This window comes from Pseudomonas aeruginosa, assembly GCF_001457615.1.
In the GTDB taxonomy this organism is placed as follows: Bacteria; Pseudomonadota; Gammaproteobacteria; order Pseudomonadales; family Pseudomonadaceae; genus Pseudomonas; species Pseudomonas aeruginosa.
In genome coordinates this window covers 5,347,325-5,361,432 of the sequence record NZ_LN831024.1, presented here as the reverse complement: position 1 = coordinate 5,361,432, position 14,108 = coordinate 5,347,325, and the positions used below count along the sequence as shown (strand labels likewise).

The window sequence follows — 14,108 nt, the reverse complement described above, 5'->3', positions numbered from 1 at the left end:
CGCTTGCGATATCTACTATGCAACTGACGCCAGGAATGGCTGCAGTTTTTCGAAATCCATAGGAGAAACCGCAATGAAATTCAGCAAACTCGCTATTGCCGCTGCTACTGCCACTGCTCTGAGCTTCTCGATGGCCAATGCGTTCGCTGCCCAGCCCATCAGCCTGGCGGCCAACGACACTATGCAGAAAACCGAAGAAGCGGTTTCCGATACCTGGATCACCAGCAAGGTGAAATCCAGCCTGATCGCCAACAAGAATGTCAGTGGCGTCGATATCAAGGTCGAGACCAACAAAGGTGTGGTTTCCCTTTCCGGCAACGTGAAGAGCGATGCCGAGCGTGACCTGGCGATCGAGACCGCCAAGGGCATCAAGGGCGTGAAAGCCGTTTCCGCCGATGGCCTGAAATCGGTCGAGTAAGCGCCCGGGCCGAACGATCCCTTTTCCCTCGTCACCAGGAGGAAGACCGATGAATTCCGATGTGATCAAAGGTAAGTGGAAGCAACTCACCGGCAAGATCAAGGAGCGTTGGGGCGATCTGACCGACGACGATCTCCAGGCTGCCGACGGACATGCCGAATACCTGGTCGGCAAGCTGCAGGAACGCTATGGCTGGTCCAAGGAAAGGGCTGAACAGGAAGTTCGCGACTTCAGCGACCGCCTGTGAGCAGGTAGAAAGAAGCCCCGCCGGGATTGCCCGGCGGGGCTTCTTCATGGGCGCTGGATTCAGTCGCCGCGCCGGCTCTGGATGGCGCTGAGGCGGTTGCCCTCGAAACGGACGAAATACAGCATGCCGTTCCATGGGCCATAGATCCATTCCTGGACCTCGACCTCGTAGCGCTTGCCCCATTCCCCGACGACCTCGCGATAACCCAGGCTGTCGCGGCTGCGTGGCTCGCCGCAGCGCGCAAGGACGTCGGCGCTGCTGTCGCCGGTACTCACCAGGCGGCTGCCGCAACGCAGCGAATCGGCCTGAGCATGTGCCAACGGCAGCAGGGACAGCAACGCCACCAGCCCGGTGCGCGGAAGCGAGCGATTCAACGCTTGAACTCGATGCGTTTCAGCTTGTTGGCTTCGAAGGTCAGGATGTAGGTCACGCCGTTGCGCGGGCCGTACACCCACTCCTCGACCTTGAATTCCCGCCGATCGTAGCTGCCCAGGGTATAGCCGACGTCGTCGCGGTGATCCGGATCGCCGCACTTTTGCTGTACTTCGAAGGCCCGGTCGCCGACGCTGACCAGCGCACTGCCGCAACGCATGGTGTCGGCCTGCGCGCTCGCGCAGGCAAGGTAGAGCAGGGGGGCCGCGAGGGCGGCGAATCGCTTGTGCAAGGTATCACTCGCTATCCAGGTGCAGTTGGGTGTCGACATTACCCTTGTCTTCGCCTTCGGCGAAACTGACGTCGATCAAGTAGATGCGATCGTCCGGCAACTGGCCTTTCTCCACCAGGTAATCCTTGATCCGGGTGGCCCGGGCCTGGCCGATCTGGCGCAGCAGCACCTGGCTCTTGGCCCAGGAAGCGATCACCGCTTCGCGCATCTTCGCGGTGCGTTCGTCGCTGTCCAGTTCCTTCCACTCGGCCGGTGGCTGCTGCTTCAGGCGGGTCCGGTAGATGCCTTCGAGCAGCGGTGCCTGCATGTTCTCCGGCACCTCAAGCTGCTTGGCGTCGCTCGGTACCTTGTCGCCGCGACGCTGGAGCATGCGGTAGTAGGTGTTCTGGTATTCCAGTTCGAGACGCTTGGCGCCGATCGAGGGACCGTCAGCCGCGGCGGAGGCCACGCCTTCCACTTCCAGGCGCAGCGCCGGCCGCTCCTTGAGCGCATCGGCGAGCTTGTCGAGGTTGGCCTGGGCTTCTGGCGTCAGCTCGTCGCTGCCCGCGGCGAAGGGTACCGTGCCGAGATCCTCGTTACCGCCGGCGGCGAGGCCGGCGATGAACTTGAACGGCGCCTGCACGGCGCGCAGGACCAGGTTGCGCAGGGTCTGCCAGACGATCGGCATGACGCTGAACTCCGGGTTGTTCAGGTCGCCGGCCACCGGCAACTGGATATCGATGTTGCCCTTGGTGTCCTTGAGCAGGGCTACCGCCAGCTTCACCGGCAGGTCCACGGCATCCGGGCTGTCGACCTTCTCGCCGAGTTGCAGGCCTTCCAGCAGGACCTTGTTTTCCGCCTTCAGTTGGCTGCGTTCGATCTGGTAGTGCAGGTCCAGGTTGAGTCGCCCCTTGCGGATGCGGTAGCCGGCGAACTTGCCGGAATAGGGCGTCAGGGTGGTCAGCTCGACGCGCTTGAAGCTGGTGGTGATGTCGAGCTTCTTCAGCGGGTCGAATGGGTCCAGTTCGCCGGCGATGGTCACCGGTGCGTACTTGTCGACCTTGCCCTTGATGTCCACCTTGGCCGGCTGCGAGTTGCGCGTGTCGAGGGTGCCGACTTCGCCGCTGAGCTGCTGGATGGCGGTACCGAACGGCGGCATCAGGGTCAGGTCGGCGAAGTTCGCCGAGCCGTTGTTGATCCGTACGCCGCCGATGTGGATGCCCAGCGGCTTGCTCGCCGGCGCGTTCTTGCTTTCGGCGGCGGCCTTGCCGGACGAACTAGCCGGTTGCGGGATGATCAGCTCGCTGACGTTGGTGCTGCGATCTTCGTTGATGATGAAGCGGGCGTAGGGCTCCTCGAAGGACACGCTCTGGATCGACAGGCTGTCCTCGTGCCGATAGGCGAGGCCGTTGAGGGTCAGCTTGGTCCATTTGACGAAGTCGCGGTCCTTGATGGTATCCAGGGTATGCAACTGGCTGACTTCGGCGCTGCCGTCGACGCTGAAGGCCAGCGGCTCGACGCTCTTCAGGTCGACCGCCAGCTCGCTGCCAAGGAAGCCGCTGCGCAGTTCCAGGCGGATGAACGGCGAGATGTAGGCCTGGGCCATGCGCAGGTCGATGTCGCGGGTACTGACCTTGAGCCTGGCGCTGACCGGGTCGAGCACCACCTGGCCGCTGGCCTGGACCTGGCCGCGGTTGCCGAGGCCGGTCTTGAGCTTGAGGTCGAAGGGGGTCTTGCCGAGGCTGTCGACGTTCTGCAGGTCGAGGTCCAGCGGGCCGACTTCCAGCGGGACCTCGGTGGCCGGCTGGCGATCCACCAGGTGCGCCTTGTAGCCGCGCAACTGGGCGTCGCGCAGGACGATGTGCCAGGGCTTGGCAGGCGTCTCCGCGGCGGCTTTCGTACTTTCCGGCGGAGGCGTCTTTGCAGTGCCGGCGAGCTGTTGCGGCTTGTCGTTGGCCGCCTTGTCGATCTCCGCAGTCTTGGCCGTTTCCTGCCCGGTTGCCTTGCCGGTCTTCGGAGCCTTGCTCGTCTCTTGCTTGGCTACCTTGTCGGCAGCGCCTTCCGCGGCCTTGGCGGACTCTTTGTCGTCCGTTGCCCTTTCCGTCTCGGCGACGCTGGCGCCCTTCTCCGCCGGCCTGTCCTTGCCCGCTTCGCCCGAGGCTATCGCGGCTGCCTTGGCGGCACCGTCGGTTGCCGGTTCGCTGGTGGTCTTCGCCGCGTCGGTCGGGCAGCGGCGGGATCGGTGTTTTCCGCCGGCTTGGGTGCAGGCGCCTTGCGTGGCGGCGGCGTGAAGTCGGCGAACAGTTTCTGCCAGTCGAGCTGGCCGTCCTTCTCGCGCGCGGCCCAGGCCTCCAGGCCCTGGCTGCGGACTTCGCCGAGCACCACTTCCTGCTTGGCCAGGTCCAGGGTGGTAGCGGCCACGTCGAGGCTGGCGAGCTTGGCCAGCGGCTTGCCCTGGGGCGAATTGATGCTGAAGTCGGCGAGTTTCAGCGCGGCCTTGTCGAGCAGCAGTTGGGTGTCCTTGGACAGGTCCAGGCGATAGTCGCTGGAGAGGCTGACCACGCCGTTCTCCAGCACCAGCGGGGCATTGTCGCGGACATAGGGCCACCAGGCCTTGAGCTGGATATCCTTGACGCTCAGGTGGCCCCTGGACGTGATCGGCACCAGGGTTAGGTCGCCTTCCCAGTCGAGGCGGCCGCCGTTCGGGCCGGTGGCGACCAGGGTCATCTTCGCGCCGTCGTCGGGCAGGGTGCTGAGGTTGTGCAGCTCGAAGCCCAGCGGATCGAAGCTGAAGTCCACCGGCTCGCTCGGTCGCAGGTCCTGGAAGTGCAGGCTGCCCTCGGCCAGTTGGATGCGGTCGATGCGCAGCGGGAACGGGTCGCTCGGCTGTTCAGGCTCGGGCGCTTCGCTCGGCGGGATCCTGAACAGGCTGGCCAGGTTGAGCTGGCCCTTCTCGTCGAACAGCAGTTCGGTATGCGGACCTTCCAGCTCGACGTCGGCCAGGTGCAGCTGGCGTTTCCACAGGCTGTCCAGCTGCAGGTTGGCGTACAGCCGGCGGAAGGCGAGCTGGGGGTTCTTCTCCTCGCCCAGGCGCAGACCCCAGAGGGTCAATTCCAGGCTGAAGGGGTTGAATTCGATACGTTCGAGACGTGCGGGGACGGTGGCGTATTGCGCCAGTTGCTGGTTGGCGACGCGCAGCCCGATGCCGGGTATGAGCAGAAAGCCCAGCAGGCAATAGACGAGGAAGGTGATCAGCAGGGCGCTGACAGCGCGTTTCAGTCCTTTGGGCATGGCTCTCTTTCGTTTTCCGTTCTAAGCGGTGCGTTGGAGTATGGCACGGCCTCAAGGTTCCGACCGTGATTCGCGCCGTTTCAGAGCCTTTGGACGGGTATTCTTGCTGTCACGGCACGAAAGTTCAGTGGCTCACCGGCGGCAGACCCATGCGCCGGCAGGCTCGATGCATCGAAGCGTTGCGCACCGCCCAGCGCAGCAAGGGTACGCTGCGCCTGACGCTGCCGCGGATCAGGCGGCGTTGCAGCGGACTGAACGGGAGGTCGAGCATCGATCCGGCCCATTCCGGCAACAGCTCGGCGCCTGCGCGCAGCATCAGCGCGCCGAACGGCCTGGCCAGGGTGCTGGGCGCTGGTGCGTTGAAGAGAATCCGCACCACTTCGCGGGTGCGTTCGTCGCAACGCAGGCGTGGACGCATCGCCTCCAGGTAGGCGGCGATCTGCTGGCGGTCGCGCGGTACCGCGCGGGCGCCGAGGCGTTCGGCGACCAGGGCGATTTCCGAGTAGTAACGGTCCTGCTCGCTGCCCGGCAGGTCGGGATTGAGATAGCGCAGGTAGGACTTGAGAAAGCTGCTGACCTCGGCGACATGCACCCAGGTCAGCAGGTCCGGGTCGCTGGCGGAGTAGGGCGTGCCGTCGGGCAACTGGCCGATGACGCTTTCGTGGATGCGCCGGACCCGCTCGATCAGTCGCTCGGCATCGGCCAGCGGGCCGTAGGTGGTGGCCGAGATGAACTGACCGGTGCGACGCAGGCGCCCGAGCAGGTCGTCGCGGAAATTGGAGTGGTCCCACACCCCCGCCAGGGCCAGCGGATGGAGCATCTGCAGGAGCAGCGCGCCGATGCCGCCGATCATCATGCTGCTGAAGTCGCCGTGGACCTTCCAGCAGGCGGCATCGGGGCCGAACAGGCCCGGATCGCCTTTCGGCGACTCGAAGTCGACACCGCCGACGGCGAGCCCGGTAAGGCTCAGCACCTGGCTTTCGATATGGCGACGGACGCTTTCCATGGGGGGCTCGCTACGACAGGGCAGGCACGAGCTTAACCCAGGCGCCGGAGAGACTGGAACCGTCCCGCGCCGCAGGGCGGCGGGACGGTTGCGCGGGTCAGCGGTTGAGGCGGTTGTCGATCAACCCCTGCACCACTCCCGGATCGGCCAGGGTCGAGGTATCGCCGAGACTGTCCAGCTCGTTGCAGGCGATCTTGCGCAGGATACGCCGCATGATCTTGCCGGAGCGGGTCTTCGGCAGGCTGGGCGCCCATTGCAGGTGATCCGGCTTGGCGAAGCTGCCGATCTCCTTGCCGACCAGGGCCAGCAATTCCTGTTGTAGCGCCTCGCTGGGCTGACTGCCGGCCATCAGGGTGACGAACGCGTAGATGGCCTGGCCCTTCACGTCATGCGGGCAGCCGACCACTGCCGCCTCGGCCACCGCATCGTGCAGGACCAGCGCGCTCTCGACCTCGGCGGTGCCGATCCGGTGTCCGGAGACATTGATCACGTCGTCGACCCGGCCGGTGATCCAGTAGTAGCCGTCCTCGTCGCGGCGCGCGCCGTCGCCGCTGAAGTAATACCCGGGGTAGGGCTTGAAGTAGGTGTCGATCATCCGCTGGTGGTCGCCGTAGACGCTGCGGATCTGACTCGGCCAACTGGCCTTGATCGCCAGTACGCCGCTGCCCGCGCCGTCGATTTCCTTGCCTTTCTCGTCGAGCAGCACGGGTTGCACGCCGAAGAACGGGCGGGTAGCCGAGCCTGGCTTTAGCGCAGTGGCGCCGGGCAACGGGGTGATCAGGATGCTGCCGGTCTCGGTCTGCCACCAGGTATCGACGATGGGGCAGCGCTTCTCGCCGACCACCTGGTAGTACCACTCCCAGGCCTCCGGGTTGATCGGCTCGCCCACCGAGCCGAGCAGGCGCAGGCTGCTGCGCGAGGTCTGGCGGACCGGGGCGTCGCCTTCGCGCATCAGCGCGCGGATCGCGGTCGGCGCGGTGTAGAAGATATTCACCTGGTGCTTGTCGATCACCTGCCAGAAGCGCGAGGCGTCCGGGTAGTTGGGCACGCCCTCGAACATGAGGGTGGTGGCACCGTTGGCCAGCGGGCCGTAGACGATATAGCTGTGTCCGGTGACCCAGCCGACGTCGGCGGTGCACCAGTAGACGTCGCCATCGTGGTAGTCGAACACGTACTTGTGGGTCATCGCCGCGCCGAGCAGGTAGCCCCCGGTGGTGTGCAACACGCCCTTCGGCTTGCCGGTGCTGCCGGAGGTATAGAGGATGAACAGCGGGTCCTCGGCGTCCATCGCTTCCGCCGGGCAGTCGGCTGAGGCCGCGTGGAGCGCCTCGTGGTACCAGATGTCGCGGCCTTCGACCCAGGGTATGTCGCCCTGGGTGCGCTCGACCACCACCACGGTAGAGACGTCCGGGCAGTCCTTCAGTGCCTTTTCCACATTCTGCTTCAGCGGGATGTACTTGCCGCCGCGCACGCCCTCGTCGGCGGTGATCACGGTGCGGCAGTCGGCATCGAGGATGCGGTCGCGCAGCGAGTCCGGCGAGAAGCCGCCGAACACCACCGAGTGCACCGCCCCGATACGGGCGCAGGCGAGCATGGCGTAGGCGGCCTCGGGAATCATCGGCATGTAGATGCAGACCCGGTCGCCCTTTTCCACGCCGCGGCTCTTCAGCACGTTAGCCAGGCGGCAGACGTTGTGGTGCAGCTTGCGGTAGGTGATGTGCGCGGATTCGCTGGGGTTGTCGCCTTCCCAGACGATCGCGATCTGTTCGCCGCGGCGTTCCAGGTGGCGATCGATGCAGTTGTAGGCGACGTTCAACTGGCCGCCCTTGAACCAGGTGGCCTGGCCTTTCCTCAGGTCGCCGTGGTGGACGCTGTGCCAGGGCTTGAACCAATCGAGGAAGGCCTTGGCCTGCTCGCCCCAGAACTCGTCGGGGTTCTCGACGGATTGGCGGTACAGGCGCTGGTAGTCGTCGTCGTTCAGGTAGGCACGCTGGCGGACGGCGTCCGGCACCGGGTGGACGCTGATCTCGAACATGGCGGTTTCCTTTGTTTTTCTGCTCCGCAAGGTGTCGAGAGACCGCACGCGGCCCCTCTCCAGGTTCGACCAAGGGTGGGCCAGGCGAGAGCCATGTTCAAGTGCCAAAGGCGCGAGCGGGGAAGGCGCCGGGGTCAATCGCCGGACGGAATGAAAAAGCCCGGCCTAGGGCCGGGCTTTGGGGAGAGGCGGATCAGCCGCGATGGCGGCCGCGGAAGAAGTCGATCAGGCCTTGGGTCGAGGCGTCCTCGGCCGGGGTTTCCTCGCTGCCGACCAGGCGCGAATAGACACCCTTGCCGAGTTCCTTGCCAAGCTCCACGCCCCATTGGTCGAAGGCGTTGATGCCCCAGAGGATGCTCTGTACGTAGACCTTGTGCTCGTACATGGCGATCAGCGCGCCGAGGCGGCGGGCGCTGATGCGCTCGACCACCAGGGTGTTGCTCGGTCGGTTGCCCGGAATCACCTTGTGCGGCGCCAGGCGCTGCACTTCGGCTTCCGGCAGGCCCTTGGCGCGCAGTTCGGCCTCGGCCTCCTCGCGGCTCTTGCCGAGCATCAGCGCCTGGCTCTGCGACAGGCAGTTGGCGTACAGCCACTGGTGATGGTCGGCCACCGGGTTGTAGCTGCTCACCGGGACGATGAAGTCCGCCGGGATCAACTGGGTGCCTTGGTGCAGCAACTGATGGTAGGCGTGCTGGCCGTTGCAGCCGACACCACCCCAGATCACCGGCCCGGTGCCGCTGGTGACCGGCGTGCCGTCCTGGCGCACGCTCTTGCCGTTGGATTCCATGTCCAGTTGTTGCAGGTGGTCGGTGATATTCCGCAGATAGTAGTCGTAGGGCAGGATCGCGTGGCTGTTCGCGCCCCAGAAGTCGCCGTACCAGACGCCGAGCAGGCCGAGCAGCACCGGGATGTTGCGTTCGAACGGCGCGGTCTGGAAGTGCTGGTCCATGTTGTAGGCGCCGGACAGCAGTTCCTTGAAGTTGGAGATGCCGATGGACATGGCGATCGGCAGGCCGATGGCCGACCACAGCGAGTAGCGGCCGCCGACCCAGTCCCACATGGGGAAGATGTTTTCCTCGCGGATGCCGAAGGCGATCGCGGCTTCCTTGTTGCTGGAGACGGCGATGAAATGGCGGTAAAGCTCTTCCTCGGTACCGCCCTGGGCCAGGTACCAGGCGCGTGCGGCCTGGGCGTTCTTCAGGGTTTCCAGGGTCCCGAAGGACTTGGAGGAAACGATGAACAGGGTGGTCTCGGCGTTCAGGCGGCTGGCCAGTTCATGGAACTCGCTACCGTCGATGTTCGCCAGGTAGTGGCAGCGCACGCCTTTCTGGGCGAACGGCAGCAAGGCTTCGGATACCAGTTGCGGGCCGAGGAAGGAGCCGCCGATGCCGATGTTCACCACGTCGGTGATCGGCTTTTCGGTATAGCCGCGCCACAGGCCGTTGTGCACGTAGCCTACCAGCTCGGTCATCTGGTGCAGGACGCGGTGGACTTCCGGCATCACGTCGACGCCATCGACCAGCACTTTGTCGCCGATCGGTCGACGCAGCGCGGTATGCAGTACCGGCCGGCGCTCGGAGGCATTGATCGCCTCGCCGTCGAACATCGCCCGGATCGCGTCGCTCAGCCGTGCTTCCTCGGCCAGCTTCACCAGCAGGTCGATGGTGTCCTGGCGAATCAGGTTCTTCGAGAAGTCGAGGAACAGTCCACAGGCGCTGAAGGAAAACCGCTTGAAGCGCTCCGGATCGTCGATGAACGCCTGGCGCATCCTGAAGTCCTGCAGTTCCTGGCGATGGGCGGCCAGGGCGCGCCAACTGTCGAGTTGCGTGGCATCCAGCGGAGTGAGGTGGTGCTTCATGGCTGACCTTCTGGTTGGAATTCGATGGCGCACTTATTTGAACATGAAAAAGCCCGGATGAAACCGGGCTTTATCCAGAGGGGGCGAGGTCAGGCGACCTGTATCGGAATCGCCTCGCTGGTATGGCTGAGCTGGTTGCCCGGCGCCATGTACAGCATGCGCGGCTTGTGGCTGGCCAGTTCGGCTTCGCTGTAGTGTGCGTAGGCGCAGATGATCACGCGGTCGCCGACCTTGGCCTTGTGTGCCGCGGCGCCGTTCACCGAGATCATCTTCGAGCCGTTCTCGGCGCGGATCGCATAGGTGGTGAAGCGCTCGCCGTTGTCGACGTTGTAGATCTGGATCTGTTCGTACTCGCGGATTCCGGAGAGGTCCAGCCAATCGCCGTCGATGGCGCAGGAGCCTTCGTAGTCGAGGACGGCATGGGTGACTTCGGCGCGATGCAACTTGGCTTTGAGCATTATGGCGTGCATGGGGCGACTCCTATCGGGTCCGCGGGGGGCGGCAGAGTATGGCGAGTCCGTGGTGAGCGCTCAAGCCCCCGGGAACCGGGGGCTCGGCATGCGTCAATCGAGGTGGACTGAGAGGTTGTCGATCAGCCGCGTACTGCCCAGGTAGGCGGCGACCAGGATCACCAGTTGGCGGTCGCCGGGTACCCCGGGGCGCAGGCTGATCGGCTCGCGGATTTCCAGGTAGTCGGGGCGCAGCCCGGCCTGTTCCAGGGCCTGGCGGGCGTCGGCGAGCAATGCCGGGAAGTCCTCGGCGCCGGCGCGGATGCGTTCGCCGAGCTGCCGCAGGGTGCGGTAGATCGCCGGGGCGGCGGCGCGCTGCTGCTCGTCGAGGTAACCGTTGCGCGAGGACAACGCGAGGCCATCGGCGGCGCGCACCGTCGGCTCGCCGAAGATCTGCACCGGCAGGTTGAGGTCGCGGACCAGCTTGCGGATCACCGCCAACTGCTGGAAATCCTTTTCGCCGAACAGCGCGAGGTCCGGCTGGACCATGTTCAGCAGCTTGCTGACCACGGTCGCCACGCCTTCGAAATGGCCGGGACGACTGGCGCCGCAAAGACCTTCGGAGACGCCGGGAACATGGATGCGGGTCTGCCCGTCCATGCCGTCGGGGTACATTTCCTCGACGGTCGGGGTGAACAGCAGGTGGCAGCCGGCTTCGAGCAGGCGTTCCTGGTCGGCTGCGAGGGTTCGCGGGTATGTGTCGAGGTCTTCGCTGGGGCCGAATTGCAGCGGGTTGACGAAGATGCTGACGACCACGAAGTCGGCGCGTTCGCCGGCTTTCTTTACCAGCGCGGCATGGCCGGCGTGGAGGTTGCCCATGGTCGGCACGAAGCCGATGCGCTTGCCTTCGCTGCGGGCGCGCGCCACCGCGGCGCGCAGTTCACGGACGGTCTTGACGGTGTTCATGCGTTGAATCCGTGTTCGGCGGCGGGGAAGGACACGTCCTTGACGGCGCGGACATAGGCCGCGATGGCGGCCGGGATGCTCTCCTGGCCTTGCATGAAATCCTTGACGAACTTGGGCGAGCGGCCGGTCAGCGAGAGACCGAGCATGTCGTGCATGACCAGCACCTGGCCATCGGTCGCCGCACCGGCGCCAATCCCGATCACCGGGATCTTCACCGCCTGGGTGATCTCTTCGGCCAGCACGCTGGGCACGCACTCCAGCAGCAGCATGGCGGCGCCGGCCTGCTCCAGGGCGATGGCATCGGCGCGCAACTGGCGCGCCTGGGTTTCCTGGCGGCCCTGGACCTTGAAGCCGCCGAACAGGTTGACCGCCTGCGGGGTCAGGCCGAGATGCGCGCAGACCGGCACGCCCATCTGTGCCAGGCGGGCGATCGGCTCCGCCAGCCAGGCCCCACCCTCCAGCTTGACCATGTGTGCGCCGGCCTGCATCAGGCGGACCGCGTCGGCAAGGGTCTGGGCCACGGAATGGCTGGATTCGAAGGCCAGGTCGGTGACGATCAGGGAACCTTTGTTACCGCGTTTCACGCAGGCCGTGTGATAGGCCATTTCCTCGTTGCTGACCGGCAGGGTGCTGTCGTGACCCTGCAATACCATTCCGAGCGAATCTCCGACCAGAAGCACGTCCACGCCGGCCTGGCTGGCGGTGTGGGCGAAGGTGGCGTCGTAGCAGGTCAGCATGGCGATCTTCTCGCCGCTCTGCTTCAACCCTTGCAGGGTGGTCAGGGTTACATCAGGCATGGAAAGGCTCCTCGTTGGGCCGGTGATGAGCCGGCGCGGGGCAAACGGCCACTTATAGTCCGGATGGGGTGGCTCGAAGTCAATTGCAGGTGTTACCGCATTGTTACGGCGTTACTGCCACTGCCGAACGCCGCGCCGCCTGCGGTTGCGCGCGCAGTGTACGCCCATCCGCGGCGTCCTTCGTCAGCTTTTCGGTAACAGTGTGAAGAGCCCGCCGCGAGGTATCCGCGCAGCGGCGGGCAGGCAGGGTCAGGCGCCCGGAAGGCGTTCGATGCCCTCGAACGGACAGGCCGCGAGCAGCTCCGGCAGGTGGCGGCCATCGGGCAGGCGCAGGTCGGGGGCGAGATCTGCGAGGGGATAGAGCACGAAAGCGCGCGCCTGCATGTGGTAGTGCGGCACCTTCAGGCGCGGCAGGTCGAGCAATTGTTCGCCGAACAGCAGGATGTCCAGGTCGAGCGTGCGCGGACCCCAGCGCAGGTCGCGGACGCGCCCCTGTTCCAGTTCGATGGCCTGCAGGGCGTCGAGCAGGTCGAGCGGCGCCAGGTTGGTGTCGAGGGCCGCCACGCCGTTGACGAAGCGCGGCTGGTCGGCGGGGCCGAGCGGGTCGCTGATATAGAGCGGCGAGACGGCGACCAGGCGGGTCTCGGGAAGCCGCTCGAAGGCGTCGAGGGCAGCCTGGATCTGCTCGCGCGGTTCGGCCAGGTTGCTGCCCAGCGCCACGTAGACGCGCTGGATCATTCGCCGCTTCCGCCGCTGCCTTCCTTGCGCGGCCCGCGGCGCCGACGGCCGCTGTTGCCGCCGCGGCGACGCTTGCGCGGGGCGCTGCCGTCTTCCTGGCTGACCAGGTCGCGGATCATGTTGCGCCGCTCGCTGTCGCTGACTTCCTGGTAATCGGTCCACCATTGGCCAAGCCCTTCGGTTTCCTCGCCGGCGCTTTCGCGCAGCAGGAGGAAGTCGTAGCCGGCGCGGAAGCGCGGGTTTTCCAGGAGCAGGTCGGCGCGCTTGCCCTGGCGTCGCGGCAGACGTTCCTGCATATCCCAGATCTCGCGGATCGGCAGGGTGAAACGCTTGGGAATGGCAATCCGCTGGCACTGTTCGCTGATCAGTTCGTGGGCGGCTTCCTGCATCGCCGGGATAGCCGGCATGCCTTTCTCCTGCAACTGCGCGACGCGCGCCGGCAGGGCCGGCCAGAGCAGCGCGGCGAAGAGGAAGGCCGGGGTTACCGGCTTGCCCTGGCGAATGCGCGCATCGGTATTGGCCAGGGCCTGGCGGATCAGCTTGCCGGTGTAGTCGGGGTTGGCCTGCAGTGCCTTGGCGCTGGCCGGGAACAGCGGCGCGAACAGTTCGTACTCGACCAGCAGTTCGAAAGTGCGCTCGGCCCGGCCGGCGAGGAACAGCTTGAGCACCTCGTCGAACAGGCGCGCCGAAGGGATTTCCCGCAGCAGCGGGGCCAGCCGGCGAATCGGCGCGGCGCTGTGCTTCTCGATCTCGAAGTCGAGCTTGGCGGCGAAACGTACCGCCCGCAGCATCCGCACCGGGTCTTCCAGATAACGCTGCTCCGGATCGCCGATCAGGCGGATCAGGCGATTGCGGATGTCGTGAACGCCATTGGCGTAGTCCAGCAGCCGCTCGCTGGTGACGTCGAAGTACAGGGCATTGATGGTGAAGTCACGGCGCTGGGCGTCGTCTTCCAGGCTGCCATAGACGTTGTCGCGCAGGATGCGGCCGCTTTCGTTGCTGGACGCGCGGCTATCGCCATCGTCCTGGCCTTCCGGATGATGGGCGCGGAAGGTGGCGACCTCGATGATCTCGCGGCCGAAGTGCACGTGTACCAGTTTGAAGCGGCGGCCGATGATCCGCGCGTTGCGGAATTCGGCGCGGACCTGCTCCGGCGTGGCGCTGGTGGCGACATCGAAGTCCTTGGGAGCGATGCCGAGCATCTGGTCGCGTACGCAGCCCCCGACCACGTAGGCCTGGTAGCCGGCCCGCTGGAGGATCTCGACGACCTTGACGGCGTTCCGGCTGAACTGGTCCCGGCGCAGGGAGTGCTGGTTGTTACCGATGACTTCCGGGGTTGTACGGACGGCGCGCGGACGGCGCAGGGGGGAACGAATGGTCTGGATCAGCTTTTTCAGCATGGATGTGTTATCGGGAGCACGATGTGGGTGATTGCACGCCTGCGTTGCTCAAACAGGACGGACGTCGGGTAATGCTGCGGCATTATCAGGACCTCTCGGGCGAGGCGTGTTCTGTACCCGTTGAATGTTTGGCCCCGCGACGCACAGGGCGTCCCGGGCGCCGGAACCGACTGCGCCATGCATCCTGACAGAAACGAACAGGGGCCGTACATCCTGTTCCCGCGAAGCGGGAGAGGGCCGGGAAGGCTGCGGTGAATCTG

General features: G+C 65.6%; 12 protein-coding genes and 1 pseudogene. 2 read left to right on the top strand and 11 right to left on the bottom strand.

What is annotated here, in order from left to right:
* Window positions 1-73: 73 nt before the first annotated feature.
* The gene (locus AT700_RS24660) at window positions 74-418 is read left to right on the top strand and encodes a BON domain-containing protein (RefSeq protein WP_003095177.1); all 345 of its coding nucleotides are present in this window, start codon (window positions 74-76) and stop codon (window positions 416-418) included.
* 49 nt (window positions 419-467) lie between these two features.
* Window positions 468-665, top strand: coding sequence for a CsbD family protein (locus AT700_RS24655; RefSeq protein WP_003095174.1), 198 nt, complete (start codon window positions 468-470; stop codon window positions 663-665).
* Between the two features lie 59 nt (window positions 666-724).
* Here AT700_RS24655 and AT700_RS24650 read toward each other — a convergent pair whose 3' ends face one another.
* From AT700_RS24650 to AT700_RS24600, 11 genes and pseudogenes are all read right to left on the bottom strand, one after another.
* Entirely contained in the window at window positions 725-1,039 is a 315-nt protein-coding gene (locus AT700_RS24650) for a DUF2845 domain-containing protein (RefSeq protein WP_003095173.1), read from the bottom strand.
* A complete protein-coding gene (locus tag AT700_RS24645) occupies window positions 1,036-1,329 on the bottom strand; it encodes a DUF2845 domain-containing protein (RefSeq protein ID WP_003100541.1) in 294 nt (97 codons plus the stop codon). Before AT700_RS24645 ends, AT700_RS24650 begins: the two co-directional genes overlap by 4 nt.
* 4 nt (window positions 1,330-1,333) lie before the next feature.
* A pseudogene (locus AT700_RS24640) lies at window positions 1,334-4,599 on the bottom strand (DUF748 domain-containing protein).
* 124 nt (window positions 4,600-4,723) lie between these two features.
* Window positions 4,724-5,605 carry an oxygenase MpaB family protein gene (locus AT700_RS24635; RefSeq protein ID WP_003113910.1) on the bottom strand — a complete coding sequence of 294 codons (882 nt, stop codon included), beginning with the start codon at window positions 5,603-5,605 and terminating at the stop codon, window positions 4,724-4,726.
* 97 nt (window positions 5,606-5,702) lie between these two features.
* Window positions 5,703-7,640, bottom strand: coding sequence for an acetate--CoA ligase (acs, locus tag AT700_RS24630; protein ID WP_003095161.1), 1,938 nt, complete (start codon window positions 7,638-7,640; stop codon window positions 5,703-5,705).
* Between the two features lie 193 nt (window positions 7,641-7,833).
* Window positions 7,834-9,498 carry a glucose-6-phosphate isomerase gene (gene pgi, locus AT700_RS24625; RefSeq protein WP_003100194.1) on the bottom strand — a complete coding sequence of 555 codons (1,665 nt, stop codon included), beginning with the start codon at window positions 9,496-9,498 and terminating at the stop codon, window positions 7,834-7,836.
* A gap of 89 nt (window positions 9,499-9,587) precedes the next feature.
* Window positions 9,588-9,968: an aspartate 1-decarboxylase gene (gene panD, locus AT700_RS24620; protein ID WP_003095150.1), complete on the bottom strand. Its 381-nt coding sequence runs from the start codon at window positions 9,966-9,968 to the stop codon at window positions 9,588-9,590.
* A 93-nt stretch (window positions 9,969-10,061) separates the two neighbouring features.
* A complete protein-coding gene (gene panC / locus AT700_RS24615; RefSeq protein WP_003457159.1) occupies window positions 10,062-10,913 on the bottom strand; it encodes a pantoate--beta-alanine ligase in 852 nt (283 codons plus the stop codon).
* On the bottom strand, window positions 10,910-11,710 hold the full coding sequence (panB, locus tag AT700_RS24610; protein ID WP_003095147.1) for a 3-methyl-2-oxobutanoate hydroxymethyltransferase: 801 nt from the start codon (window positions 11,708-11,710) through the stop codon (window positions 10,910-10,912). The genes panC and panB overlap by 4 nt, the downstream gene beginning before the upstream one ends.
* A gap of 249 nt (window positions 11,711-11,959) precedes the next feature.
* Entirely contained in the window at window positions 11,960-12,448 is a 489-nt protein-coding gene (gene folK, locus AT700_RS24605; protein ID WP_003095144.1) for a 2-amino-4-hydroxy-6-hydroxymethyldihydropteridine diphosphokinase, read from the bottom strand.
* Complete coding sequence (locus AT700_RS24600; RefSeq protein WP_003095142.1) at window positions 12,445-13,848, bottom strand: polynucleotide adenylyltransferase PcnB; 1,404 nt, start codon at window positions 13,846-13,848, stop codon at window positions 12,445-12,447. The genes folK and AT700_RS24600 overlap by 4 nt, the downstream gene beginning before the upstream one ends.
* Window positions 13,849-14,108 lie beyond the last annotated feature (260 nt).